Source organism: Klebsiella pneumoniae complex sp. WS1778, assembly GCF_049472055.1.
In the GTDB taxonomy this organism is placed as follows: domain Bacteria; phylum Pseudomonadota; class Gammaproteobacteria; order Enterobacterales; family Enterobacteriaceae; genus Klebsiella; species Klebsiella quasipneumoniae.
In genome coordinates this window covers 1,720,620-1,745,078 of sequence record NZ_JBKGTJ010000001.1, presented here as the reverse complement: position 1 = coordinate 1,745,078, position 24,459 = coordinate 1,720,620, and the positions used below count along the sequence as shown (strand labels likewise).

At 58.1% G+C, this 24,459-nt stretch carries 18 protein-coding genes and 1 tRNA gene; 10 read left to right on the top strand and 9 right to left on the bottom strand.

Annotation, left to right across the window (positions count from 1 at the left end; all coding sequences use genetic code 11):
* Positions 1–129 precede the first annotated feature (129 nt).
* On the top strand, positions 130–2,970 hold the full coding sequence (gene rcsC / locus ACLEXF_RS08725; protein ID WP_017899297.1) for a two-component system sensor histidine kinase RcsC: 2,841 nt from the start codon (positions 130–132) through the stop codon (positions 2,968–2,970).
* Positions 2,971–3,015: 45 nt separating this feature from the next.
* Here the strand turns inward: rcsC and rcsB are convergent, their stop codons facing one another.
* Together rcsB and rcsD are read right to left on the bottom strand one after the other, a co-directional pair.
* Positions 3,016–3,666 carry a response regulator transcription factor RcsB gene (gene rcsB / locus ACLEXF_RS08720; protein WP_004201684.1) on the bottom strand — a complete coding sequence of 217 codons (651 nt, stop codon included), beginning with the start codon at positions 3,664–3,666 and terminating at the stop codon, positions 3,016–3,018.
* Positions 3,667–3,681: 15 nt separating this feature from the next.
* The gene (rcsD, locus tag ACLEXF_RS08715; protein WP_423265755.1) at positions 3,682–6,339 is read right to left on the bottom strand and encodes a phosphotransferase RcsD; all 2,658 of its coding nucleotides are present in this window, start codon (positions 6,337–6,339) and stop codon (positions 3,682–3,684) included.
* Between the two features lie 772 nt (positions 6,340–7,111).
* Here rcsD and ompK36 point away from each other — a divergent pair.
* The 6 genes from ompK36 (at position 7,112) to mgtE (ending at position 14,480) form a co-directional block, all read left to right on the top strand.
* A complete protein-coding gene (ompK36, locus tag ACLEXF_RS08710) occupies positions 7,112–8,230 on the top strand; it encodes a porin OmpK36 (RefSeq protein ID WP_004149145.1) in 1,119 nt (372 codons plus the stop codon).
* A 103-nt stretch (positions 8,231–8,333) separates the two neighbouring features.
* Positions 8,334–9,386, top strand: coding sequence for an FAD:protein FMN transferase ApbE (apbE, locus tag ACLEXF_RS08705; RefSeq protein WP_049116721.1), 1,053 nt, complete (start codon positions 8,334–8,336; stop codon positions 9,384–9,386).
* A gap of 73 nt (positions 9,387–9,459) precedes the next feature.
* The gene (ada, locus tag ACLEXF_RS08700; protein ID WP_407259685.1) at positions 9,460–10,524 is read left to right on the top strand and encodes a bifunctional DNA-binding transcriptional regulator/O6-methylguanine-DNA methyltransferase Ada; all 1,065 of its coding nucleotides are present in this window, start codon (positions 9,460–9,462) and stop codon (positions 10,522–10,524) included.
* The gene (alkB, locus tag ACLEXF_RS08695) at positions 10,524–11,177 is read left to right on the top strand and encodes a DNA oxidative demethylase AlkB (RefSeq protein WP_023318764.1); all 654 of its coding nucleotides are present in this window, start codon (positions 10,524–10,526) and stop codon (positions 11,175–11,177) included. Before ada ends, alkB begins: the two co-directional genes overlap by 1 nt.
* A 74-nt stretch (positions 11,178–11,251) precedes the next feature.
* Entirely contained in the window at positions 11,252–12,895 is a 1,644-nt protein-coding gene (locus tag ACLEXF_RS08690) for a multidrug ABC transporter permease/ATP-binding protein (RefSeq protein ID WP_043520285.1), read from the top strand.
* A 148-nt stretch (positions 12,896–13,043) separates the two neighbouring features.
* Positions 13,044–14,480, top strand: a complete 1,437-nt coding sequence (gene mgtE / locus ACLEXF_RS08685) for a magnesium transporter (RefSeq protein WP_004201674.1) — start codon at positions 13,044–13,046, stop codon at positions 14,478–14,480.
* Here the strand turns inward: mgtE and ACLEXF_RS08680 are convergent.
* On the bottom strand, positions 14,443–15,681 hold the full coding sequence (locus tag ACLEXF_RS08680; RefSeq protein ID WP_064150957.1) for a SulP family inorganic anion transporter: 1,239 nt from the start codon (positions 15,679–15,681) through the stop codon (positions 14,443–14,445). The genes mgtE and ACLEXF_RS08680 overlap by 38 nt on opposite strands.
* 280 nt (positions 15,682–15,961) lie before the next feature.
* Between ACLEXF_RS08680 and mqo the strand changes: the two genes are divergently transcribed.
* Entirely contained in the window at positions 15,962–17,596 is a 1,635-nt protein-coding gene (gene mqo / locus ACLEXF_RS08675; protein ID WP_017899305.1) for a malate dehydrogenase (quinone), read from the top strand.
* 55 nt (positions 17,597–17,651) lie between these two features.
* On the opposite strand, the gene eco is transcribed toward mqo, so the two are convergent.
* The 5 genes from eco to ACLEXF_RS08650 form a co-directional block, all read right to left on the bottom strand.
* Positions 17,652–18,143 (bottom strand): serine protease inhibitor ecotin, encoded by a 492-nt coding sequence (eco, locus tag ACLEXF_RS08670; RefSeq protein WP_004201671.1) that lies wholly within the window; start codon positions 18,141–18,143, stop codon positions 17,652–17,654.
* Between the two features lie 173 nt (positions 18,144–18,316).
* The gene (locus ACLEXF_RS08665; protein WP_004201670.1) at positions 18,317–19,426 is read right to left on the bottom strand and encodes an AI-2E family transporter; all 1,110 of its coding nucleotides are present in this window, start codon (positions 19,424–19,426) and stop codon (positions 18,317–18,319) included.
* A 185-nt stretch (positions 19,427–19,611) separates the two neighbouring features.
* A tRNA-Pro gene (locus ACLEXF_RS08660) sits at positions 19,612–19,688 on the bottom strand.
* Between the two features lie 76 nt (positions 19,689–19,764).
* Positions 19,765–21,525, bottom strand: coding sequence for an LPS biosynthesis-modulating metalloenzyme YejM (yejM, locus tag ACLEXF_RS08655; protein ID WP_004201669.1), 1,761 nt, complete (start codon positions 21,523–21,525; stop codon positions 19,765–19,767).
* Between the two features lie 18 nt (positions 21,526–21,543).
* The gene (locus ACLEXF_RS08650; RefSeq protein WP_004195346.1) at positions 21,544–21,771 is read right to left on the bottom strand and encodes a YejL family protein; all 228 of its coding nucleotides are present in this window, start codon (positions 21,769–21,771) and stop codon (positions 21,544–21,546) included.
* 186 nt (positions 21,772–21,957) lie between these two features.
* Here ACLEXF_RS08650 and yejK point away from each other — a divergent pair, with 186 nt between their 5' ends.
* Positions 21,958–22,965, top strand: coding sequence for a nucleoid-associated protein YejK (gene yejK, locus ACLEXF_RS08645; RefSeq protein ID WP_004144267.1), 1,008 nt, complete (start codon positions 21,958–21,960; stop codon positions 22,963–22,965).
* Positions 22,966–22,979: 14 nt separating this feature from the next.
* Here yejK and ACLEXF_RS08640 read toward each other — a convergent pair whose 3' ends face one another.
* Positions 22,980–23,747 carry a DeoR/GlpR family DNA-binding transcription regulator gene (locus ACLEXF_RS08640; RefSeq protein WP_004201668.1) on the bottom strand — a complete coding sequence of 256 codons (768 nt, stop codon included), beginning with the start codon at positions 23,745–23,747 and terminating at the stop codon, positions 22,980–22,982.
* Positions 23,748–23,828: 81 nt separating this feature from the next.
* Between ACLEXF_RS08640 and ACLEXF_RS08635 the strand changes: the two genes are divergently transcribed.
* Positions 23,829–24,440: an NUDIX domain-containing protein gene (locus ACLEXF_RS08635; protein ID WP_423265754.1), complete on the top strand. Its 612-nt coding sequence runs from the start codon at positions 23,829–23,831 to the stop codon at positions 24,438–24,440.
* The last annotated feature ends 19 nt before the right edge of the window (positions 24,441–24,459 follow it).

The following is a 24,459-nucleotide window of genomic DNA, read 5'->3' as shown; positions in this document are numbered from 1 at the left end:
GTCCCAGGTAAATGTTCTGAAAGGGCCGGGTATTCTCCCGGCCCTTTTTGCATTAACATTGCGGCAAAGCCGGTTTACCGCTACTTTAACCCCATTCTGTTGAGTCCCTGACGGCCGAGCATCGCCACATTGAAATATCTTGCCTCTTTCCACACAACCCTGAAGGTTTCACGTTATCTGTTCAGAGCGCTGGCGGTATTGCTGTGGCTGCTGATTGCGTTTGTCTCTGTGTTTTATATCGTCAACGCGCTACACGAGCGGGAAGCCGAGATCCATCAGGAGCTCAATCTCAATGCCGATCAGGCCCAGCGCTACATTCAGCGTACGGCGGACGTGATTAAAGAGCTGAAGTATGTCGCCGGTAACCGGCTGTCGGCAGGGGATGCGGTAGCGCAAGGGCAAAGCGGCGATATTGCGATCCCCAGCTTTGAACCCCTGTATCCTGACTCCGACTGCAGCGCAATGAGTAGTGCCTGGCGTAATTCGCTCCAATCGTTGGCGTGGTTTATGCGCTACTGGCGGGATAATTTTACCGCCGCCTACGACCTTAACCGCATCTTTCTCATCGGCAGCGATAATCTCTGTATGGCCAACTTTGGCCTGCGGGACGTGCCGATTGAGCGCGATCAGGCGCTGAAAGTCCTGCATCAACGCATTGAGCAATACCGCAATGCGCCGCAAAACGAGCGCGGCAACAATCTCTTCTGGATAAGCCAGGGCGTGCGCCCCGGGGTGGGCTACTTTTACGCCCTGACGCCGATCTATATGGCCAATCGCCTGCAGGCGATGCTCGGCGTGGAGCAGACCATCCGCATGGAAAGCTTCTTTACGCCGGGCAGCCTGCCGATGAGCGTGACGATCTTCGACGATAACGGCCAGCCGCTGATCTCGCTGGCCGGCGCGGAAGGCAAAGTCCAGAGCGAAGCGAAGTGGATGCAGGAGCGAATGTGGTTTGGCTACAGCACGGGTTTCCGCGAGCTGGTGCTGAAGAAAAGCCTCGCGCCGTCCTCCCTGAGCATCGTCTATTCCGTCTCGGTAGACCAGGTGCTGGAGCGGATCCGCATGCTGATCATCAACGCCATCGTTCTCAATATCCTCAGCGGCGCGATGCTGTTTGCGCTGGCGCGGATGTATGAGCGGCGCATTTTTATCCCGGCGGAAAATGACGCTCAACGGCTGGAAGAACATGAGCAGTTCAACCGCAAAATCGTGGCCTCCGCCCCGGTGGGGATCTGTATTCTGCGCACCCTCGACGGAACCAACATTCTCAGTAACGAGCTGGCGCACAACTATCTGAACATGCTGACCCACGAGGACCGCCAGCGGCTGACGCAGATTATCTGCGGCCAGCAGGTCAACTTTGTCGATGTGCTGACCAGCAACCATACCAACCTGCAGATTAGCTTTGTCCACTCGCGCTATCGCAATGAAAACGTGGCGATTTGCGTGCTGGTGGACGTTTCCGCCCGCGTGAAGATGGAGGAGTCGCTGCAGGAGATGGCCCAGGCGGCGGAGCAGGCCAGCCAGTCGAAATCGATGTTCCTTGCCACCGTCAGCCATGAGCTGCGTACCCCGCTGTATGGCATCATCGGTAACCTCGATCTGCTGCAGACTAAAGCCTTGCCGAAAGGCGTCGATCGCCTGGTGACGGCGATGAACAACTCCTCGAGCCTGCTGCTGAAAATCATCAGCGATATTCTCGATTTCTCCAAAATCGAGTCCGAGCAGTTGAAGATCGAGCCGCGGGAATTTTCCCCGCGCGAGGTCATGAACCATATCTCCGCCAACTATCTGCCGCTGGTGGTGCGCAAGCAGCTGGGTCTGTACTGCTTTATCGAACCGGACGTTCCGGAACAGATGTCCGGCGACCCGATGCGTCTGCAGCAGGTGATCTCAAACCTGCTGAGCAATGCGATCAAGTTCACCGACACCGGCTGCATTATCCTCCACGTTCAGTGCGCAGGAGATTATCTGCAGATTAGCGTCCGCGACACCGGGGAGGGGATCCCGGCGAAAGAGGTATTGCGCCTCTTCGACCCTTTCTTCCAGGTGGGGACCGGCGTGCAGCGCAACTTCCAGGGCACCGGCCTTGGCCTGGCGATCTGCGAAAAACTGATCAGCATGATGGATGGCGATATCGCCGTGGAAACGGAGCCGGGAATGGGCAGCCGCTTTACCATCCGCATCCCGCTGTATGGCGTGCAGAACACGCCGCAGGTGACGGCGGACGGTTTCGCTGGCAAGACCTGCTGGCTGGCCATCCACAACACCTCGTTGGCGATGTTCGTCACCTCGCTGCTCAGCTATCACGGCCTGACGGTACGCCGCCATGCCGGAGAAACCCCGGACGCCGAGGATGTCTTACTCACTGACGATGAAGCGCTGAGCGGCTGGCAGGGAAGGGCGATGGTCATCTTCTGCCGTCGTCATATCGGTATTCCGCAGGAGCGGGCCGCCGGCGAGTGGCTGCATAGCGTGACGACGCCGCATGAACTGCTGCCGCTGTTGGGACGTATTTTCCACGTCGCGCTGGCCAGTGCGGAGAATAGCCGGGCGCTGATGGCGCCGGAGGCGCAGGTCGGCAATAACGACGACATGATGATTCTCGTGGTCGACGATCATCCGATCAACCGCCGCCTGCTGGCGGATCAGCTGGGATCGCTCGGCTACCAGTGCGTGACCGCCAACGACGGGGTCGACGCGCTCAACGTTCTCAGCAAGCAGCACATCGATATTGTGCTCAGCGACGTCAACATGCCTAATATGGATGGTTATCGCCTGACGCAGCGCATTCGTCAGCTTGGCCTGACGCTGCCAGTGATTGGCGTAACGGCCAATGCCCTGGCGGAAGAGAAGCAGCGCTGTCTGGAATCGGGGATGGACAGCTGTCTGTCCAAGCCGGTGACGCTTGACGTGCTGAAGCAAACGCTGACGGTATATGCGGCGCGGGTACGTAAAGGGCGGGAATAATCGGGAGCTCCGTCTCGCCAGGGCGAGACGGAGAGCGCGTCGGGATTACTCTTTGTCCGTCGAGCTCAGCGAGACGGAGGAGAGGTAGTTCAGCAGGGCGATGTCGTTTTCGACGCCCAGCTTCATCATCGCCGACTTTTTCTGGCTACTGATGGTTTTGATGCTGCGGTTCAGCTTTTTGGCGATCTCGGTCACCAGGAAGCCTTCGGCGAACAGACGCAGCACTTCGCTCTCTTTCGGCGACAGGCGTTTATCGCCATAGCCGCTGGCGCTGATTTTTTCCAGCAGACGAGAGACGCTTTCCGGGGTGAATTTCTTTCCTTTCTGCAGCGCGGCCAGCGCTTTAGGCAGATCGGTCGGCGCCCCCTGCTTGAGGACGATCCCTTCGATATCCAGATCCAGCACCGCGCTGAGGATCGCCGGGTTATTGTTCATGGTCAGAACAATGATCGACAGATCCGGGAAGTGGCGCTTGATGTATTTGATCAGCGTGATCCCGTCGCCGTATTTATCACCGGGCATGGACAGATCGGTGATCAGCACATGGGCGTCCAGCTTCGGAAGATTGTTGATAAGGGCCGTGGAGTCTTCAAACTCGCCAACGACGTTCACCCACTCAATTTGCTCAAGTGACTTACGAATACCGAACAGTACGATCGGATGGTCATCGGCAATAATTACGTTCATAGTGTTCATGTATAAGGCTACCTTCTACAGCAAACTCTTGACGTAAGCGTCAATGTCGCTGATATATTTTTCTATGCCTTGCGCATCCTTTTCGCGAATCAGATGCTCAAGCGTTTCACATAACTGCTTGCCGGGTATCAGATTAAGCATAGCAAATGCCCCTTTGAGGCGGTGGGCGGTTTGCGCCAGAGCAGCAAAATCACCCGCTTCGTTTTCAGTATACAATCTCTGAACATCATCCGGTACCGTATCGGCAAACAGTGCGTAATAGCCGCTGGCATGGAGTTCGGCGTTACTCTCGTTTCCTGAGGTGGCGGGCTGAACCGCCTCCTCCGCCAGCTGCTGCTCAATAAGCTGCAGGATAGCCTCCTGCATCGCCGTGCTAATATTAAAGTTGACCCGCAGTTGGCCCGGGCCGATTTTGCGTATCCCAACCTCATCATCGCTTAAAAGCAAGCCCGAAGCAGTAAGATTAGACGGATTATCCGTTAAATACAGATCGAACGCTTGACTTGTCGCTCGATCGTCCGGCGTGATGCAGGACGCCCCCCAGCTCTCCAGCTGGCGGGTGACAATCCGCCGTACTTCGCTGGAGGTCACATCCAGCAGGACGATAACGTCATCCAGCAGATGTTCTCCCGCCTCTGGCGCCTCTTCGCTGGCCGGCATTTTCAGATGCAGGCTATAGCGAGTCCCCAGCGACTCCCGCGCTTTGATGGTCAACTGCCCGCCCAGCTTGCGCGTCATGCGGTCACATAACCAGAAGGTAAGGGCGTTCGCTTTGCCGTACAGATCGCTCTGAGTCTCATTGAGATACGGGAAGTGCATATTGTCGATCTCGTTTGCCGAGACCCCGTTGCCAGTATCCAGTATGCGGAAGGTCAGGCGATCGCTGGCCGACTCTTCCTGGCAGACGTCGAGGGTGATCTTGCCGATAGGCGTGGTGGTGATGGAATACTGGATCAGCAGTACCAGCGTGCGCCGCAGGGCTTCACGGTCGCCATAGCGTTGCTCGCCGGCAGGCAGCGCGTTATTGATAAGCAACTGCAGCCCCTTGCGCTTCATCGCCGGCAGCACCTCCGGTACGACGTCGTCGATCAGCTCCTGCACCGAGAACAGCGACTGGCTGGTTTTCCAGGCATCGCTTTCCAGCAGGTTGGCGAGCTGAATATCATCGATCAGTTTGACCAGCTCATCGGCATGCTGCGCCAGCGTCCGGCTCTCCGCGCCGTCGAGCGCCGCTGCCTCAGCCGCCAGGTTAAGGGCTGGCTGCTTCAGGGCGCTGCTGATATGCCGCATAAAGGTCGTCCGGCCCTGCTGGTTTTTCTCATACAAGCGCTGGGCCTGTTTGAGCTTTTTATTGACCAGCACTTCGCGGTCCTGGTCTCGGATAATCAGGATCTGCGTGCGCGGCGCGACCTGGCTGCGATACTGGCGGATCTCATACTGTTCGTTGTTGACGGTGGCCTGGATCACCCCCTGATGCTGGTCCGCCATGTTAGTGATGTTCTGCAGATTCAGGTGCGGAAGCAGATGGTCGGCAATCGGGTTGCTGATCACCGTTCGGTTGGCTTCCTGATCGTGGACCAGCAGCCCCAGCGGCAGCAAAGAAACAATTTCTTCATTAAGGGCGCGCAGTAAACGCAGTTCGCTATTGGCGGCGGAGGGGAGCCCGGCGCCCGAGGTGCTGCTGCGACCTTTATAATTCCGGAAGGTCGTGAAACCGAACAGCGCCAGCGCCAGCAGGCCAATGTTAAGCAGCAGCGGCAGAAGAATGTTTTGCAGGGATTCCAGCAGCATGGTGCTCATCGGTACCGTCCACACTAACTGCATACCGGTGGTGCTGATGTCGGTGGCGATGTCAATCTGCATGCCGTTGAAGGTGATCCCGATATGATCGCTAGCCTCTTTCTCGGGGCTGGCGGCCACATTTTGCGTGGGATCAGGCTCGATACGAAAGCTATCCAGCGCCATGCCCGGCGGGATCAGATCGTTAATCGGCAGGTCGAAGGCGACCACCGTTGCCAGGTGTCCTGGCTGATTGAAGGTAGTACGTAACGTAAAGTAGTGCGCGTTCTGCCAGGCAAGATGGCGCAGCGGCGAGAAGGTCTCGCGCTCATCAAGGGTATTGGCCTGCAGCAGCATTTCCGCGCGCCGGGATTCCACCACGCTGCTGATCGTTGACTCTTTAAAGCTTGAGGAGAGGTCCTTCAACGGCAGGGTGGAGATAAGGATCAGGCTATTGTCCAGCCCATTGAGATAGTACATCGACCACGGAATGGTCTCCGCGCCCCACAAAATATCCAGATAATCGGACATTTTCTGCGTCATCTCGAGGGTCGAACTGTCGTGGGAGCCAAAGATCAGGGCTTCGGTTTTACGCCGGGGCTTCTCCAGATAGTACACGTCCTGCTTTAAACGCGTCTCCTGCAGACCGCCGCTGGCGGTGTTGGCGGAGGTGGCGGCGATATTGTCGTAGATCTGCCAGGTGGCATAGCGCCAGGTATCAATGCGTTGGTGCAGGGCATGGGAGACATCAACTACCTGATAGCTCTTCTCTTTCAGCCAGGCATTGACGGCGCTTTGAATCATCACCCCCATCGTCGCCAGCAGGACAATAACCATCAAAATGAAGAAGCGGCTGATGTTGCCGGGGATCAGAGAGAATTTTTTCGGGGTCATCTTGTGGCTGAACGACTCATCATTGTTTGTAAACAGGATGTAGCGCCAGAGTAACTGGCAACAAAGCAGATGCTGCAGGCAGTATAAAGGCTAATGGCGTAAATCCATACTACAGATTGGTGCCAGCGGCGCGATACCGCCCAGGAATTATCTTAGAAACGAAGCGTAAATGAAACCGCGTCCGCAAGACTGACCAGTGACGATATTGACAGAAACAAAAGCCAGGAATCGCACGAAATAACAAGACATTGGCAGAATAAGCGCAAAAGACGGCCTAATTGATTGATTAATAGTCGTTAGGGAATCATTGGCTATAGCACAGATAAATTAAAGTTGTGTAAAGAAGGGTAAAAAAAACCGGATGCGAGGCATCCGGTTGAAATAGGGGTAAACAGACATTCAGAACTGAATGACGGTAATAAATAAAGTTAATGATGATAGCGACTATTATTTTAGTCACCGATGATCATTTTGTTTTACCATTCAGTGCTATAGACTTAGTTTTGTATATCGTGTTGATTTTAAATGGCTAAATAATTTTTTTGATTATTAGTGCGTATTTCCCTGGCCATTTTGGGGTAAAAAAAAGTTCCGCCATATTTACAAATTGAAACATCTTGTGGGAACTTTGAAACATCTTAGAAGTTTTAGTATCATATTCTTGTTGGATTATTCTGCATTTTGCAGCACAATGAAATAGCCGACTGATTAGAAGGGTAATCAGTAAGCAGTGGCATAATAAAAGGCATATAACAAACAGAGGGTTAATAACATGAAAGTTAAAGTACTGTCCCTCCTGGTACCGGCTCTGCTGGTAGCAGGCGCAGCAAATGCGGCTGAAATTTATAACAAAGACGGCAACAAATTAGACCTGTACGGTAAAATTGACGGTCTGCACTACTTCTCTGACGACAAGAGCGTCGACGGCGACCAGACCTACATGCGTGTAGGCGTGAAAGGCGAAACTCAGATCAACGACCAGCTGACCGGTTACGGCCAGTGGGAATACAACGTTCAGGCGAACAACACTGAAAGCTCCAGCGATCAGGCATGGACTCGTCTGGCATTCGCCGGTCTGAAATTTGGCGACGCGGGCTCTTTCGACTACGGTCGTAACTACGGCGTAGTATACGACGTAACGTCCTGGACCGACGTTCTGCCGGAATTCGGCGGCGACACCTACGGTTCTGACAACTTCCTGCAGTCCCGTGCTAACGGCGTTGCAACCTATCGTAACTCTGACTTCTTCGGTCTGGTTGACGGCCTGAACTTTGCTCTGCAGTATCAGGGTAAAAACGGCAGCGTCAGCGGTGAAGGTACTTCTCCGACCAACAACGGTCGTGGCGCTCTGAAACAGAACGGTGACGGCTTCGGTACCTCTCTGACCTATGACATCTATGATGGCATCAGCGCTGGTTTCGCGTACTCGCACTCCAAACGTAACGGCGATCAGAATCGTTTGGATAAAGGCCGTGGCGACAACGCTGAAACCTACACCGGTGGTCTGAAATACGACGCCAACAACATTTACCTGGCGACTCAGTACACCCAGACCTACAACGCAACTCGTTTCAGCGGCAACGGAGAATCTGATTCTATTAGCGGTTTTGCTAACAAAGCACAGAACTTCGAAGTGGTTGCTCAGTACCAGTTCGACTTCGGTCTGCGTCCGTCCGTAGCTTACCTGCAGTCTAAAGGTAAGGACATCGAAGGTTACGGCGACCAGGACCTGCTGAAATATGTTGACGTTGGCGCGACCTACTACTTCAACAAAAACATGTCCACCTATGTTGACTACAAAATCAACCTGCTGGACGAAAACGATTTCACTCGTCGCGCTGGTATCTCTACCGACGACGTGGTTGCACTGGGCCTGGTTTACCAGTTCTAAGTTGCAAGCTGCATAACAAAAAGGCGCCTCTGGCGCCTTTTTTTATGTCCGGTTTAACCTCGCTGGTATACTCTTGTCGCCCTGGTAAGAGGAGCCTCGATTAATGGATATGACTTTCTTTCGCGCCGCGCTGTTGGGCGCCTGCGTACTCTTCTCTGGCTGCGATTCAGCCACCACTCCCGCGACACCCGCATCAACGGCCACCGTGCTAGATGGTAAAACAATGGGCACCTTCTGGCGGGTCAGCGTTATCGGCGTGGATGAGGCAAAGGCCCAGGCGCTGCGCGCCAAGGTTCAGGCCCAGCTGGACGCCGACGATCGCCTGCTGTCGACCTGGAAAAACGACTCGGCGCTGATGCGTTTCAACCACGCGGCGGATACCCGGCCCTGGCCGGTGAGCGAAGCGATGGCGGACATCGTGACCCTGTCGCTGCGGATTGGCGCAAAAACGCATGGCGCGATGGATATCACCGTCGGGCCGCTGGTCAATCTGTGGGGCTTTGGCCCGGATAAACAGCCGGTCGCCACTCCGGATGCGCAGGCGATCGCCGCGGCGAAAGCGCGCACCGGCCTGCAGCATCTGCAGGTTATCAATCAGAGCGGCAGGCAGTTCCTGCAAAAAGATATTCCCGATCTGTTTGTCGACCTCTCCACCGTGGGGGAAGGCTATGCCGCCGACCACCTCGCGCGCTTGATGGAGCAGGAAGGGATCTCCCGCTATCTGGTGTCGGTGGGCGGGGCGCTGGTGAGCCGCGGGATGAACGGCGAAGGTAAGCCCTGGCGGGTGGCGATCCAGAAACCGACCGACCAGGAAAACGCCGTTCAGGCGATTGTCGACATCAATGGTCACGGCATCAGCACCTCCGGCAGCTATCGCAACTACTATGAACTCGATGGCAAACGTATCTCGCACGTCATCGATCCGCAGACCGGGCAGCCGATAACCCATAAGCTGGTCTCCGTGACCGTCATTGCGCCAACGGCGCTGGAGGCGGACGGCTGGGATACCGGGCTGATGGTGCTGGGGCCGGAAAAAGCGCAGCAGGTGGTGCGCGAGCAGGGCCTGGCGGTCTACATGATCGTCAAAGAGGGGGAGGGCTTTAAAACCTGGATGTCGCCGCAGTTCCGTACCTTCCTCGTCGGCGAAAAAAATTAAAAAGCAAGATTGCGGGTTTTTTGCTGCGGGCTTTACCGCAGACTGAGGATACACTTACAGCAGGAGACCCGTGATGAAACCGATAGTTGCCGATACCGATGACCGCCGCTGGCAGGCGGTCTGCGAGCGTGATACCCGGGCCGATGGTCAGTTCGTCTTTGCGGTACTGACCACCGGCGTCTGCTGCCGTCCCTCCTGCCGCTCGCGGCGCGCGCGGCGGGAAAACGTGCGCTTTTTTGCCGACGTCGCTGCTGCCGTGGCGGCGGGATTCCGCCCCTGCAAACGCTGCCAGCCGGATAAAGACTCTCCGCAGCAGCAAAGGATCGACAAGGTGGCGCAGGCCTGTCGGCTGCTGGAGCAGGAGGCGCCCCTGACCCTCGAGGCGCTGGCGCGCGAGCTGGCGGTCAGCCCGTTTCATTTCCACCGTTTATTCAAATCCGTCACCGGCATGACCCCGAAAGCCTGGCAGCAGGCGTGGCGCGCGCGACGCCTGCGCGAGGCGCTGGAGCAGGGGAAACCGGTGACCCGCGCCGCGCTGGCGGCCGGCTTTCCCGACAGCAGCAGCTATTATCGCCAGGCCGATGCCGCATTAGGGATGACCGCCAGCCAGTTTCGTCGCGGCGGCGCCGCCACCGTGGTGACCTGGACGACGGGCGACTGCGCGCTGGGCCGCTGCCTGGTGGCGCAAAGTGAACGCGGCGTCTGCGCTGTGCTGCCGGGTGATAACGATGCTGCATTGCTCGGCGACCTGCGCCAGCGCTTTCCCCGCGCCGAGCTGCGTCAGGGCGACCCTGAGTTTCGTCGTCAGATGGCGGAGATTTTCGCCCACCTCGACGACAGCCGGCGGCCGGTGTCGCTGCCGCTGGATCTGCGGGGCACCGCGTTCCAGCTGCAGGTCTGGCAGGCGCTGCGGCAGATCCCGGCGGGGGAGACCCGCAGCTACCGCCAGGTGGCCGAGCATATTGGCCAGCCGCGGGCGGTAAGAGCCGTGGCCGGCGCCTGCGCGGCGAATTCACTGGCGGTGATCGTTCCCTGCCATCGGGTGGTGCGTGAAGATGGCGCACTATCCGGTTATCGCTGGGGAACGGCGCGAAAAGCGCAGCTGCTGGCGCGCGAGGCGCAACGAGAGGAGGAGTAATGCTCGATCTGTTTAGCGATACCCCACCGTGGCAGGAGCCGCTGGCCCCCGGCGCGGTGGTGCTTCGCCGCTTTGCCCGCGAGCGTGCCCCAGGGCTGCTGCAGGCGATTGCCGACGTCGCCCGCCAGTCGCCGTTTCGCCAGATGGTCACGCCGGGCGGGTACACCATGTCGGTCGCGATGACCAACTGCGGCCGGCTGGGCTGGACCACCGATCGCCACGGCTACCTCTACGCCCCGGTCGATCCGGTCACCCGTCACACCTGGCCGCTGATGCCGGCCGTATTCCGTGAACTGGCGCTGGCGGCAGCCGCGGCCGGCGGCTATCCGGGCTTTTCCCCCGACGCCTGTCTGATTAACCGCTACCAGCCCGGCGCAAAGCTGTCGTTGCATCAGGATAAAGATGAACAGGATCTGCGGGCGCCGATCGTCTCGGTCTCCCTGGGCCTGCCGGCCATCTTTCAGTTTGGCGGGTTGCAGCGCAGCGACCCGCTGCAGCGGCTGTTGCTGGAGCATGGCGATGTGGTGGTCTGGGGCGGGGAGTCGCGCCTGTTTTATCATGGCATTCAGCCGCTGAAAGCGGGCCATCATCCCGAGACCGGCGACTGTCGATATAACCTCACCTTTCGGCAGGCGGGCCGTCCCGGCGATTAAAATAAGAATTATTCTTGATGTCACCGGCGAGCCGTTTAAACTGCTGGCTGTTTTGCTTTTCCGGATAGCCTGTTATGGAACTTCTTTCTCTCGTCTGGCGCCAGTATCGCTGGCCGTTTCTGGGCGTTATTGCCCTTAGCCTGCTCAGCGCCGCGCTGGGTATCGGCTTAATCGCTTTTATTAACATGCGCCTGATCGCCACTGTCGATACCTCGCTGCGGGTGCTGCCGGAATTTCTTGGCCTGCTGGGGCTGTTAATGGCGGTGACCCTGGGCTCGCAGCTGGCGCTGACCACCCTCGGCCACCATTTTGTTTTTCGCCTGCGCGGCGAGTTTGTGAAACGCATCCTCGATACCCAGATTGAACAGGTGGAGAAGATCGGCAGCGCGTCGCTGCTTGCCGGGCTGACCAGCGATATCCGCAATATTACCATCGCCTTTGTACGCCTCCCTGAGCTGGTGCAGGGGATCATTCTCACCTTCGGCTCCGCCGCTTATCTGGCCTGGCTGTCAGGAAAAATGATGCTGGTGACGGCGCTGTGGATGGCGCTCACCATCTGGGGCGGCTTTGTGCTGGTGTCGCGGGTGTACAAACATATGGCCAGCCTGCGCGAAACGGAAGATAAGCTCTATCACGACTACCAGACGGTGCTGGAAGGGCGCAAAGAGCTGACCCTCAACCGGGAGCGCGCGGAGTATGTGTTTAATCAGCTCTATCTCCCGGACGCCCGCGACTACCGGCACCACATCGTTCGCGCCGATACCTTCCATCTCAGCGCGGTCAACTGGTCGAATATTATGATGCTTGGCGCCATCGGGCTGGTGTTCTGGATGGCCAACAGCCTCGGCTGGGCCGATACCGCTGTGGCGGCGACCTACTCCCTGACGCTGCTATTTCTGCGCACGCCGCTGCTCTCCGCCGTCGGCGCGCTGCCCACGCTGCTTAGCGCCCAGGTGGCGTTCAACAAGCTGCGCCAGTTCTCGCTCGCCCCTTACCGGGCGGATTTCCCCCGGCCGCAGCCGCAGGCTGACTGGCAGACGCTGGAGCTGCGCGATGTCACCTTCCATTATCCGGACCAGCGCTTTGCGGTAGGGCCGCTTAATCTGACGCTAAAACGCGGCGAGCTGGTGTTTCTCATCGGCGGCAACGGCAGCGGCAAATCAACCCTGGCGATGCTCCTGACCGGCCTGTATCAGCCGATTTCCGGTCAGATTCTGGTGGACGGCCAGCCGCTGGCGGCGGATAAACCGGAGGCGTACCGCAAACTGTTCTCCGCGGTGTTTACTGACGTCTGGTTGTTCGACCGTCTGCTCGGGCCGCAGGGCGAAGAGGCCGATCCGGCGCTGGTGGCAACGTGGCTGGAGCGTCTGCAAATGGCCCACAAGCTGCAGCTGGAAAACGGTAAGATCGGCGACCTGCGGCTGTCGAAAGGGCAGAAGAAGCGCGTGGCGCTCCTGCTGGCGCTGGCCGAGTCCCGGGATATCATTCTGCTGGATGAATGGGCAGCGGATCAGGATCCGCATTTCCGCCGCGAGTTCTACCAGGTCCTGCTGCCGCTGATGAAGCAGATGGGGAAAACCGTGTTTGCCATCAGCCATGACGATCACTACTTCCAGCACGCCGATCGCCTGCTGGAGATGCGTGCAGGGCAGCTGTCCGAGCTCACTGGCGAAGAGCGGGCGCAGGCCTCCCGCGATGCGGTGGCCCGCACGGCCTGATTCACGCTGCGCGCCCGGGGAAAGCCGGGCGCCGCTGAAATTTTCAGCGTCTACAGTGCTGACGGTTATTATTTCCCCCTCCTCGCGCTATGCTTAAGGCTTCCGGCCCGCAGGCCGGCTCACTATTCTCAAAAGGATTGCCTGACCGATGTCCGTTTTGCATAAAAAAAGCGCCCGCTTGCGTGACGAAGAGCGCGCCCGTCTGATTTGGCTCTTGAGCACCGATAAAGCGGTGACCTCCGCGCTGCTGGGCAAACTGACGCTGGCCGAACGTTACGATGAAGGGACGCTGGCCGATGACCTGGCTGAAGTGGAAATGCTGGTCTCGCATCTGCCGCCGCCGGATCTCGCCGATGCGCTGGAAGCGCTCCCCTATGACGCCCGCACCGCGCTGTGGTGCCTGGTGCCCGACGATAAACGCGGCGAAGTGCTGCTGGAAGCTTCAGAAAACGTCTGGGGCGACCTCATCGATAAGATGAGCGACCACGAGCTGCTGCAGGCGATGCAGCCGCTGGATATCGATGAACAGGTTTACCTGCTGCAGCATCTGCCGCGCAATCTGACCGGACGGTTGCTGGCGACCCTGCCGGCTGAGAAGCGCGCCCGTATTCGCCAGATTATGCGCTACGCCGACAACAGCGTCGGGTCGATCATGGAGTTTGAGGTCATTACGGTGCGGCCGGAGGCCACCCTGGCGGCGGTCCAGCGCTATCTGCGGCGTCTCGGGAAAATGCCGGAGAACACCGATAAACTGTTCGTCACCACCCGCAATAAGCTGCTGCTCGGCGAGCTGGAGCTGCAGACCATTCTGCTCAACGATGCGCAGAAGCGGGTGGGGGAGGTGATGGAGGGCGATCCGGTCACCTTTCAGCCGCATGAAGAAGCGGAGAAGGTGGCGCGCACCTTCGAGCGTGATGACTTGCTCAGCGCCGCCGTTATCGATGCCGATGGCAAACTGATCGGCCGTCTGACCATCGATGAGATCGTCGATGTGGTCTATGAAGAGACCGACAACGATCTGCGGCGGATGGGCGGCCTGAGCGATGAAGAAGATGTCTTCGCCCCGGTCAGCAAAGCGGTGAAAACGCGCTGGGCGTGGCTGGCGGTGAACCTGTGTACGGCGTTTATCGCTTCCAGGGTCATCGACGGCTTCGAACATACCATTTCACAGCTGGTGGCGCTGGCCTCGCTGATGCCGATCGTCGCCGGGATCGGCGGCAATACCGGCAACCAGACGATCACCATGATCGTTCGGGCGATGGCGCTGCAGCAGATCCAGCCCGGCAGCTTTACCTTTCTGATCCTGCGTGAAATGGGCGTTGCACTGATTAATGGCCTGGTGTGGGGCGGGATCATGGGGGCCATCACCTGGTGGCTGTATGACGATCCACAGCTTGGCGGGGTGATGACGCTGGCCATGATGCTCAACCTGCTGATGGCGGCGATGATGGGCGTGATAATCCCGATGGTCATGGTGAAGCTGGGGCGTGACCCGGCGGTCGGCTCCAGCGTAATGATCACCGCTATCACCGACACCGGCGGCTTCTTTATTTTTCTGGGTCTGGCGACGCTGTTTCTGATGTAGCCTGCGCTTTTGCCCGCAGGCGGCGGGGGATGATCGCCATCGCGACAATCCCCGCCAGCACGCCAATCGCCAGATTGCTGGTTCCCACCGTCGCGGCGACGGTCACCAGCATCACCAGCGTTTCCGGCCACGGATTGCGCGCCAGCTCGCCCGGGAGAATGCTGTGCCAGCTAAAGGTCTTCACCGCCACGATCACCATCACCCCGGCCAGGACCGCCATCGGGATCTTCGCCATCACCTGGCTGAGCGCTGTCACCAGCAGGAGCAGCACCAGGCCGGCGATAACCGTTGAGAGACGGCTGCGGGCCCGGCCCATTTCCACGTTAACGATAGTCTGGCCGATCATCGCGCAGCCGGCGATACCGCCATAACAGCCGGCAAGGATGTTGGCGATCCCCAGCCCGGCGCTCTCCCGCGATTTATTCGACGGCGTATGGGTCAGGTCATCCACCAGCTTAGCCGTCAGCAGAGACTCCATGAGGCCGACAAAGGCGATGCTGAGGGCGCACGGCCAGATTATCTGCAGGGTGGTCAGGTTCAGGGGAACGGTCAGGGCGGTGAACCCCGGCAGGCCGCCACTCATTGACCCTTCATCACCCACGGTCGGCAGCAGCTGGCCGGTGGTCGCGGTATAGAGAGTGAGCGCGACGATGGCGATCAGCGGCGCCGGGATAGTCTTAATAAAGCGCGGCGCCCACAGAACGATAAGCAGCGTCAGGACGAACAGGCCGACGATCAGCGGCTGGCGGCTCCAGAAGTGCGGCACCTGGGCGAAGAAAATCAGGATCCCGAGGGCGTTGACGAACCCGGTCATCACCGCCGGGGGAATAAAGCGCATCAGGCGCGCCATGCCGCACAGACCAAACAAAATTTGAATCATACCCGCCAGAATGACGGCTGGCAGAATGTAACCCACGCCGTGCTGATGCACCATCGGGCCAATGACCAGCGCCACTGATCCCGCGGCGGCGGTGACCATCGCCGGGCGTCCGCCGAGTAGCGACATCGCCAGACAGAGCACGACGGAAGCAATCAGGCTCACCTGCGGGTCAACGCCGGCAATAACCGAAAACGAAATCACTTCAGGAATTAACGCCAGGGCGGTGAGCACGCCGGCCAGGACTTCGCGCGTCAGCAGCGACGGAGAACGAAGGATTGGACGCAGGTTGCCGGAAGCGGCGGGGTCTGAAACTGGGGGCATAAAAAAAGTTCGCAGATTATAAAAAAAGGAGGAGCGGTGTCAGGCCCTGCTTCCGTGCGGTCTGTCACAAAACCAGGGATGATAGCGCGGAATCTGCCAGGGCACCAGTACAAAAAGTGATTTGGTGTATACATTTATTAAACATTTTTATAACGGATCTCAAAACAGAACTTAAAATTTAAACAATATTTAAATTTTTGAGCTTCGGTGGTAACGTGAGGGGTGACAATCGTATCACCTGCGCTAAATAAAACAGCGAGTAAAGTAAGGCTCAAATCCGATGAATAAAAAGATGGCCGTACCACGCTCACAGGCGGTTGGTCCCAACAGCACTCGGACCAACACCCGCCATGAGCAAGAGACGGATGTATTGTTGATTGGCGGCGGCATTATGAGCGCCACACTGGGAACCTGGCTGCAGGAGCTTGAGCCAGACTGGTCTATTACCATGGTTGAGCAGATGTCCAGCGTGGCGGAAGAGAGCTCAAACGGGTGGAACAATGCGGGTACCGGCCACGCGGCGCTGATGGAGCTGAACTATACGCCGCAGACCGCCAACGGCATCAATATCGACAAAGCGGTCGACATCAACGAAGCCTTCCACATCTCGCGTCAGTTCTGGGCGCATCAGGTGACGCGCGGCGTCCTGAACAAACCAAAATCATTCATTAACAGCGTGCCGCACATGAGCTTTGTGTGGGGCGAAGATAACGTCAACTTCCTGCGCGCGCGCTATGCGGCGCTGCAGCAGAGCGAACTGTTCCGCGGCATTCGTTATTCTGAAGACCATCAGCAGATCAAAGCCTGGGCGCCGCTGGTGATGGAAGGCCGCGACCCGCTGCAAAAGGTGGCCGCCACCCGTACGGAAATGGGAACCGACGTCAACTATGGCGAAATCACCCGCCAGCTGATCGCCAGCCTGCAAAAGCATGATAATTTCTCCCTGCAGCTGGGCACCGTGGTGCGTCGCTTCAAGCGCAACGCCGACAAGAGCTGGACGGTGACCCTCGCGGATGCCGACAACCGTCGTCAGAAGCGGGTTATTAAAGCCAAATTTATCTTTATCGGCGCCGGCGGCGCGGCGCTGACCCTGCTGCAGGAAACCGGCATTCCGCAGGCCAAAGAGTATGCCGGCTTCCCGGTCGGCGGCCAGTTCCTGGTCTGCGAAAATCCGGAGGTAGTAAACCACCATCTGGCGAAGGTTTACGGCCAGGCCGAAGTGGGCGCGCCGCCGATGTCAGTGCCGCACATCGATACCCGTATTATCGACGGTAAACGCGTGGTGCTGTTCGGGCCGTTCGCGACCTTCTCGACCCGCTTCCTGAAGAACGGTTCGCTGTGGGATCTGCTGGCCTCGACCAATACCTCGAATATCCTGCCGATGCTTAACGTCGGCCTGGACAACTTCGATCTGGTGAAATACCTGATTAGCCAGGTGATGCAGAAAGATAAAGATCGTCTGGCCGCGCTGTGCGAATACTATCCGGAAGCGCGGAAAGAGGACTGGCGGTTGTGGCAGGCCGGTCAGCGCGTGCAGATCATCAAGCGCGATGCGAAGAAGGGCGGGGTACTGCGCCTGGGCACCGAAGTGGTCAGCGATGACGAAGGCACCGTCGCGGCGCTGCTCGGCGCATCGCCAGGCGCCTCCACCGCGGCGCCTATCATGCTGCAGCTGATGGAAAAAGTGTTTAAAGACAAAGTGAATTCGCCCGAATGGCAGGCCAGGCTGAAGGCGATCATCCCGACCTACGGTATTCGCCTTGATGGCAACCCGGCGGAGATTGAGAAAGCGCTGGCGTGGACCAGTGAAGTGCTGGAGCTGAAATATGAGCCGGCCGCGGCGGCGGATGAAGCTCCGCAGGCGGAGCTGAAGCCGCTGAGCGGCGGCAAGCCGATGGCGGACATCGCGCTCTGACAAAAACGGCAGCCTGCGGGCTGCCGTTGTTTTATTGCTGATTCAATTGCGCGCCTTAGCGGATCTCGGCGTTGCCGATAGTCTCGTCGGCGCGCCAGATGCGATATTTTACATCGACATTAGTCGGCGTGTAGATAACGATCGGCAGCTTGCTGTTGTAGCGCAGCATAGCGTCATCGCCGAGGCCGGCAGTAACAAATTTCTTCGTTTTCTTGCCGTCCGGGCAGGCCATCATGGTGGATACCGGGCCGCTCAGCTTATCAAAGACATAGTAGTCATAACCCCAGCCTTCCAGGGTTTTGCTTTCCAGCTGCCCGCCAAAACGATGGTGGTTGCAGTCGACTTCCAGCGTCTGGCCGATCATCAGCTCAACCTTCAACGCCGACTCATCCTGCTGCTGCGGCAGCTGAATAACCTGACGCTTCATGCCTTTTTCCGCTTTCGGGAACGGCGCGACTTTTTCCAGCGGCTGGTCTGCGGCCAGGGCGCCGGCAGACATGCAGGCGGCGGTGAGCAGAGAAACGGCTAGCGTAGTGATTTTTTTCACGGTTGATCATCCTTTATTTTCGTTCCTGACAGGGATAGCCTATCATTACTTAGCTGAATGTTAAGATTTATTTACCATTTTTTGCAAAGTGAACAGTGTTATCTACTGGCAAAAGGGCAGCGTTCAGAGCGCAACAGAGGCGCTGGCGGGCCGCCAGACGCCTGCCGGAGAAGCTATTCAGTACGGCTATTTTTCGCCTCCTCAATAAACTCTTCATCGATTTCATCGGTGTTGCCAGCATGTTCCCGTCCCGACAGCAAATTCCAGCAGGCGATAAACAAGGCGGCGATCAGTGGCCCGATCACGAATCCATTGATACCGTAGATCTCCATGCCGCCTAAAGTGGCGATCAGGATCAAGTAGTCCGGCATCTTGGTATCCTTGCCCACCAACAGCGGACGCAGAATATTGTCCACCAGACCAATCACAACGACAAAGAAGCCCACGATAAAGGCGCCCTGCCACAACTGGCCGGTAGCAAAAAGGTAAATAGCCGCCGGCACCCAGATAATAGCCGAGCCCACCGCCGGGATAAGCGACAGGAACGCCATCAGCGCCCCCCAGAGAATGCTGCCGTCCAGACCGGCGATCCAGAAGGCTAAGCCGCCCAGCGCCCCCTGCGCCAGCGCCACGGCGACGGTGCCTTTTACCGTGGCGCGGGCCACTGCGGCGAACTTAGCGAACAGGTGCTGCTTCACATAGCTGGATAACGGCAGAGATTCGAGGATCAACAGCACCAGGTAAGGTCCATCCTTCAGCAGGAAAAACAGTAGGTACAGCATGATGCCGAAGCTGACGGTAAAGCCAAAGGTCCCTTTGCCAATCAGAAACGCGCTGCCGGCCAGATACTGGCCACCTTTCAGGGCGACATCGGAGAGCTGCTGCTGGATCTGCTGCGCGCTATCAAGGTTATGTTCTGCCAGGAAGCTTCTGGCCCAGCCGGGGAGGTGGGCAATCAGGCTGGCGACCACCGTCGGGAACTGGGTATCGTTATGCTGCAGTTTGCTGTACACCACGTTCAGCTCGTAGGCCAGTGACGACAGGATAATCGCCAGCGGCGTAAACACGATAAGGCAGATAATGACGATGGTCATCAGCGCCGCCAGGCCATTACGCTCTCCGAGGCGGGTGCGAATTTTGTTTTTGACCGGATTAAAAATCACCGCGAGGATCGCGGCCCAGAGAATGGCGGAATAGTAGGGTGAGAGAACATCAAAAAAGGCCAGGGTTACAATGAAGACGATAAGGATGAAAAATCCTTTGGTAAGTCCATTAACTCTCATGTCATCCGCTCCTGCTTATGAGTCATACGGTCGAATAATAGATGCTACGACGTAATTTACCATCAGGATAGTCGTACTCTATACGCTGTGGCGCGGAAAGGGCACAATTTCAATGAGGTGGGGGACGGGCGTAAAAGAGAGACATAAAAAAACCAGCCTTAAAAGGCTGGTTTCTCTGGGATTTTTGGTCGGCACGAGAGGATTTGAACCTCCGACCCCCGACACCCCATGACGGTGCGCTACCAGGCTGCGCTACGTGCCGACGCGTGGGGAACAATATTACCCGTTCCCCAGGCGAATGCAAGCGGGTCGCGCGCGATTGATTCATAATTAATCAATCAGTTAGCGATAAAGCGTTTTTCGTCGGTCAGGACCTGCAGCAACAGGCTGAGCTGCGGTTTCTGATCTTTGATTTTCTCGCCGTCGCGGCTCCAGGTGGTGTAGGTGCCGTTATGGTTGAGGACCACGGTGATGGTCGGGGTGGTAATGGCCAGCGTATCGCCGTTGGCCGCGGTGACCCAGTTCCGACGCCGCGCGGCGCTGAACAGATCTTCACCCTGCGAATACTCATTGGCCGGCGTCGAAACGTGAAGCAGGCGCTGCATCAGCGTGGTCATCACATCTTTGTTATCGGTCAGGGTGGCAATTTCCTGGGCTGGCGTGCCCGGCCAGTGAATAACCAGCGGCACCTGCAGCTGCTCGCGCGACCAGTCGAATGAGTCGTGTTTGACGTTAAGCGGCTTGCCGTGGCCGCCGGTGATAATCACCACCGTATTATCGAGCTTGCCGGCTTCGCGCAGCGCGGTCAGCACCCGATCGATCTGGGCATCAACGTCGCCTGCCGCCTTGCTATAACGGCGGACAAAGTTCTGCTGCTGCGTGTCGTCGAGGGTGGTGCCATTGAGCGAGATCCACGAGAACCAGCGATTCTCATCCTGCGCGTAACGGTCCAGCCAACTGATCCACTGATTGGCGGTCTGCTCGTCGCTCTGGGTCTTCGCGCTCGGCAGCGAGAAGTCGGAGAGCAGCGCCTGGCGATACAGCGGGCTGCTAAACCCATCGGAAGAGAACAGCCCCAGCTGGTAGCCCTGCTGGTTGAGGGCGGTGATCAGCGCTGCGGGAATACGCGCCGAGAGGACACCGTCCATATAGGCTGGCGAAATGCCGTAGAACAGGCCAAACAGGCCGCTGTCGGCGGTATTGCCCGAGCTCATATGCTGGGTAAAGTTGACGTTTTCTTTGGCAAACGCCGCCAGCGCCGGCATCGTCTTTTCAAACCGCGAGTAGTTCAGGTTGTCGACGGTGATCAGCAACACGTTATAGCCCGCGCCGAGGTCGCGGTAGCGCAGGTTACTGAGCGGATACTGGACCGATACCGCCTCCGGCGCCCCTTGTTCCACCAGGCGACGCTGATAATCCTGGGCGTCGAGCAGGCCATGTTTCTCAAGGAAACGGCGGGCGGTCATCGGATAGGAAAGCGGTAGATTCGCTCGCTGCATGGTGATCGGGCGATAGAAGTTGGCGTCCGCCCAGATATAGACCAGGTGGCTGCTGACGAACGACAAAAAGAAGAACCAGGCCACCGGGCGGGCGTAATGGCGGCGGCGCGTCAGGCTGCGCAGCTTTTGCCAGCTCCAGGTGGCGAAGAGCATTTCAATCAAAAAGATGACCGGGACGCTGATAAACATCAGCTGCCAGTCGCGCGCCATCTCATTCTGGTCAGGGTTGATGACCAGCTCCCAGACCACCGGATTTAAATGAAGATGGAAGCGGGTAAAGACCTCGCTGTCTATCAGCAACAGCGTCATCCCGGCGGTGGCAAGGATCACCGACAGGAAGCGCATCAGGCGCTGCGAGACCACGATAAAGGTCAACGGAAAGAGGATCAGCACATAGCTGGTAAACACCAGGAAGCTGAAGTGCCCGACGAGACTGACGTACGAAAAGAGTCGTCCGGCAAGCGTCGTCGGCCAGTCGGCGACAAAAAGGTAGCGGCTGCCGAGCACCATGGCCAACAACATGTTGAACAGGGCGAACCAGTGCCCCCAGCTAACCATCTGGGAGACTTTTTCTCGGTAGGGCTGACGTAGAGTCACCATATACTGTTGCTGTTATCCTTAATGCGCTGGATCGTCGTTAATCGAAGATTGCAAAGCCTGCGCGAAAGAACGGGCGATGGCCTGACGCTGCGCCGGCGCGACGCTACTGTTGATCAGGTTGGTCACCATATTGCCTAACACCATCAGTGAAAGGTCAACCGGGGCTTTGTGTGATTCCAGGACGTTCGTCAGCTCGCTGAGCAACTGTTCGACCTGTTGATCGCTATAGCGGGAAATTTGCGGCATAAACTCAAAATCTGTTTGTTCGTGAAAGGGCAACATATTACCGTAGCAGCAGCTTTTTTTCCGCATTTTTTCGCCGCGGCGCAAAAGCGCACCGATCGTCAGTCATGACGTCGAAATGTGTGGCGCCAGTTGCGTCGGCTACCCGGCGGTGGTTGAATACCGCCCGGTCTAAAAGGAGAGTTTAACATGAGTCTGGATATCGACCAGATTGCCCTGCATCAGTTAATCAAACGTGATGAACAAAATCTGGAGCTGGTGCTGCGCGAGTCACTGCTGGAGCCGAACGCGACGGTCGTCGAGATGATGGCTGAACTGCACCGGGTTTATAGCGCCAAAAGCAAAGCCTATGGGCTGTTCAATGAAGAGAGCGAACTGGCGCAGGCGCTGCGCCTGCAGCGTCAGGGCGAAGAGGAGTTTCTGGCGTTCAGCCGCGCGGCGACCGGCCGCCTACGCGATGAGCTGGCGAAATACCCGTTCGCCGAAGGGGGCATTGTCCTCTTCTGCCAGTATCGTTACCTGGCGGTCGAGTATCTGCTGGTGGCGGTGCTCAATAACCTGAGCAGTATGCGCGTCAACGAAGAGCTGGATATCCGCTCGACCCATTATCTGGATATTAACCATGCCGATATCGTCGCGCGCATCGATCTGACCGAGTGGGAAACCAACCCGGAGTCGACCCGCTACTTAACCTTCCTGAAAGGGCGGGTGGGGCGCAAAGTGGCCGATTTCTTTATGGATTTCCTCGGGGCCAGCGAAGGCCTCAACGCCAAAGCGCAGAACCGCGGCCTGCTGCAGGCGGTGGACGACTTCGCCGCCGACGCGCAGCTTGATAAATCCGAGCGACAGAATGTGCGTCAGCAGGTCTATGCGTACTGCAACGAACAGCTGCAGGCCGGGGAAGAGATTGAGCTGGAATCGCTGTCCAAAGAGCTGGCCGGCGTCAGCGAAAAGAGCTTCCAGGAATTCACCGCCGAACAGGGTTACGAACTGGAAGAGAGCTTCCCGGCGGATCGCAGCACCTTACGTCAGCTGACCAAGTTTGCCGGCAGCGGCGGCGGTTTAACCATTAACTTCGACGCGATGCTGCTGGGCGAACGCGTATTCTGGGATCCCGCCACCGATACTCTGACCATTAAGGGCACCCCGCCGAACCTGCGCGACCAGCTGCAGCGCCGGACCTCCGGCGGCAACTAAGCGCCGCGCCCCGTTCAGCGCGACCGCTGAACGGGGACGATCTCCACGCCGCGCTGCACCAGCTGCTGGCGCAGCGCGGCGTCGGGATCCCCATCGACGATAAGCGTACTGGCGAGGTTCAGCTCGCCGATGGCAAAGGCCGACGCAGCGTTGAGCTTTTCCCGGGAGGCCATCACCACGGTTTCCGCGGCCCTGGCCGCCAGCGCGCGCTTGATGCCTGCCTCTTCATAATCACCGGTGGTAAAACCCGCTCGCGGGTGGACGCCGGTCACCCCCATAAAGAACACATCGGCGTTGATCCGCGCCATTCCTTCCAGCGTTTCGGGGCCGACGGCGACAACTGAATGCTTAAACACTTTGCCGCCAAGCAGGATCACCTCGATTCGCGGGTGATCGACCAGCGCCACGGCGATGCCGGGGCTGTGGGTGACCACCGTGCAGCTGAGGTCGGCGGGTAAGAAGCCGATCATCGCCGCGGTGGTGGTGCCGCCATCGACAATCACCACCTGTCCAGGCTGGATCAGGGCGGCGGCGGCGCGCGCTACCGCCTGCTTGGAGGCGATTTGCACGCTTTTGCGTGTTTCAATAGGGGCGATGGCAGCGGAGACCGGCAGCGCCCCGCCGTGGACCCGCTGCAGTTTTCCTTCCGCCGCCAGCTCGCGCAGGTCGCGGCGAATGGAGTCCTCTGAGACGTTAAACCGCTGGCTCAGCTCCCCGGACATCACCTGTTTTTCCTCCGCAAGAATCTGCAGGATTTGCTGTTTTCGTTGACTGGCGAGCATGATTTTTCCTTCACGAGTGATCTTGTTTGTGCACGATTATGCATGTTATGGTGCCTGCTGTCATCTTAAAGGGGATATAACATGCAAACTCATGCACCGCACGTCCGCCACATTCGCGAGACGCTGCTCTCTGATAACTGGTACACGCTGAAAAAATATACCTTTGAACTGCAGCGCCGGGATGGACGCTGGCAGGAGCAGAGCCGCGAGGCCTACGATCGCGGCAACGGCGCGGTCATTTTACTCTACAACCGGGAAAAGCGAACGGTGGTCCTGACTCGTCAGTTCCGTTTTCCGGTGTTTACTCACGGTCACGACGGATATCTCATTGAAGCGGCGGCCGGGCTGTTGGATAACGCCTCGCCGGAGGCGAGGATCGTTGCCGAAGCGGAAGAGGAGACCGGCTTTCGGGTGACGCGCATCGAGCCCGTCTTCACCGTCTTTATGAGCCCCGGATCTGTCACCGAAAAACTCTACTTTTTTATCGCCGAATATCAGGCCGATGACCGGCAGGCCGATGACCGGCAGGGAGATGGCGGCGGGCTGGCGGCGGAAGGTGAGGACATTGAAGTGCTGGAGTGGCCGCTGGCGCGGGCGCTGCAGGCCATTCGCGATGGCGAGATCATGGATGCCAAAACCATTATCCTGCTGCAGCACCTGGCGCTGAATGCCGACACGATCCTCGCCGGCTGAGCGGCAAGGAGCTGGGGGG

Coding starts and splice junctions, on each gene's coding strand:
- ACLEXF_RS08650 (WP_004195346.1), bottom strand. CDS start 21,771: ATGCCGCAAATTTCCCGCTATAGCGATCAACAGGTCGAACAGTTGCTC.
- ompK36 (WP_004149145.1), top strand. CDS start 7,112: ATGAAAGTTAAAGTACTGTCCCTCCTGGTACCGGCTCTGCTGGTAGCA.
- ACLEXF_RS08680 (WP_064150957.1), bottom strand. CDS start 15,681: ATGCCCCCAGTTTCAGACCCCGCCGCTTCCGGCAACCTGCGTCCAATC.
- yejM (WP_004201669.1), bottom strand. CDS start 21,525: ATGGTGACTCTACGTCAGCCCTACCGAGAAAAAGTCTCCCAGATGGTT.
- ACLEXF_RS08690 (WP_043520285.1), top strand. CDS start 11,252: ATGGAACTTCTTTCTCTCGTCTGGCGCCAGTATCGCTGGCCGTTTCTG.
- rcsD (WP_423265755.1), bottom strand. CDS start 6,339: ATGACCCCGAAAAAATTCTCTCTGATCCCCGGCAACATCAGCCGCTTC.
- apbE (WP_049116721.1), top strand. CDS start 8,334: ATGGATATGACTTTCTTTCGCGCCGCGCTGTTGGGCGCCTGCGTACTC.
- ACLEXF_RS08665 (WP_004201670.1), bottom strand. CDS start 19,426: ATGAGAGTTAATGGACTTACCAAAGGATTTTTCATCCTTATCGTCTTC.
- mgtE (WP_004201674.1), top strand. CDS start 13,044: ATGTCCGTTTTGCATAAAAAAAGCGCCCGCTTGCGTGACGAAGAGCGC.
- ACLEXF_RS08635 (WP_423265754.1), top strand. CDS start 23,829: ATGCAAACTCATGCACCGCACGTCCGCCACATTCGCGAGACGCTGCTC.
- mqo (WP_017899305.1), top strand. CDS start 15,962: ATGAATAAAAAGATGGCCGTACCACGCTCACAGGCGGTTGGTCCCAAC.
- yejK (WP_004144267.1), top strand. CDS start 21,958: ATGAGTCTGGATATCGACCAGATTGCCCTGCATCAGTTAATCAAACGT.
- ada (WP_407259685.1), top strand. CDS start 9,460: ATGAAACCGATAGTTGCCGATACCGATGACCGCCGCTGGCAGGCGGTC.
- alkB (WP_023318764.1), top strand. CDS start 10,524: ATGCTCGATCTGTTTAGCGATACCCCACCGTGGCAGGAGCCGCTGGCC.
- rcsB (WP_004201684.1), bottom strand. CDS start 3,666: ATGAACACTATGAACGTAATTATTGCCGATGACCATCCGATCGTACTG.
- ACLEXF_RS08640 (WP_004201668.1), bottom strand. CDS start 23,747: ATGCTCGCCAGTCAACGAAAACAGCAAATCCTGCAGATTCTTGCGGAG.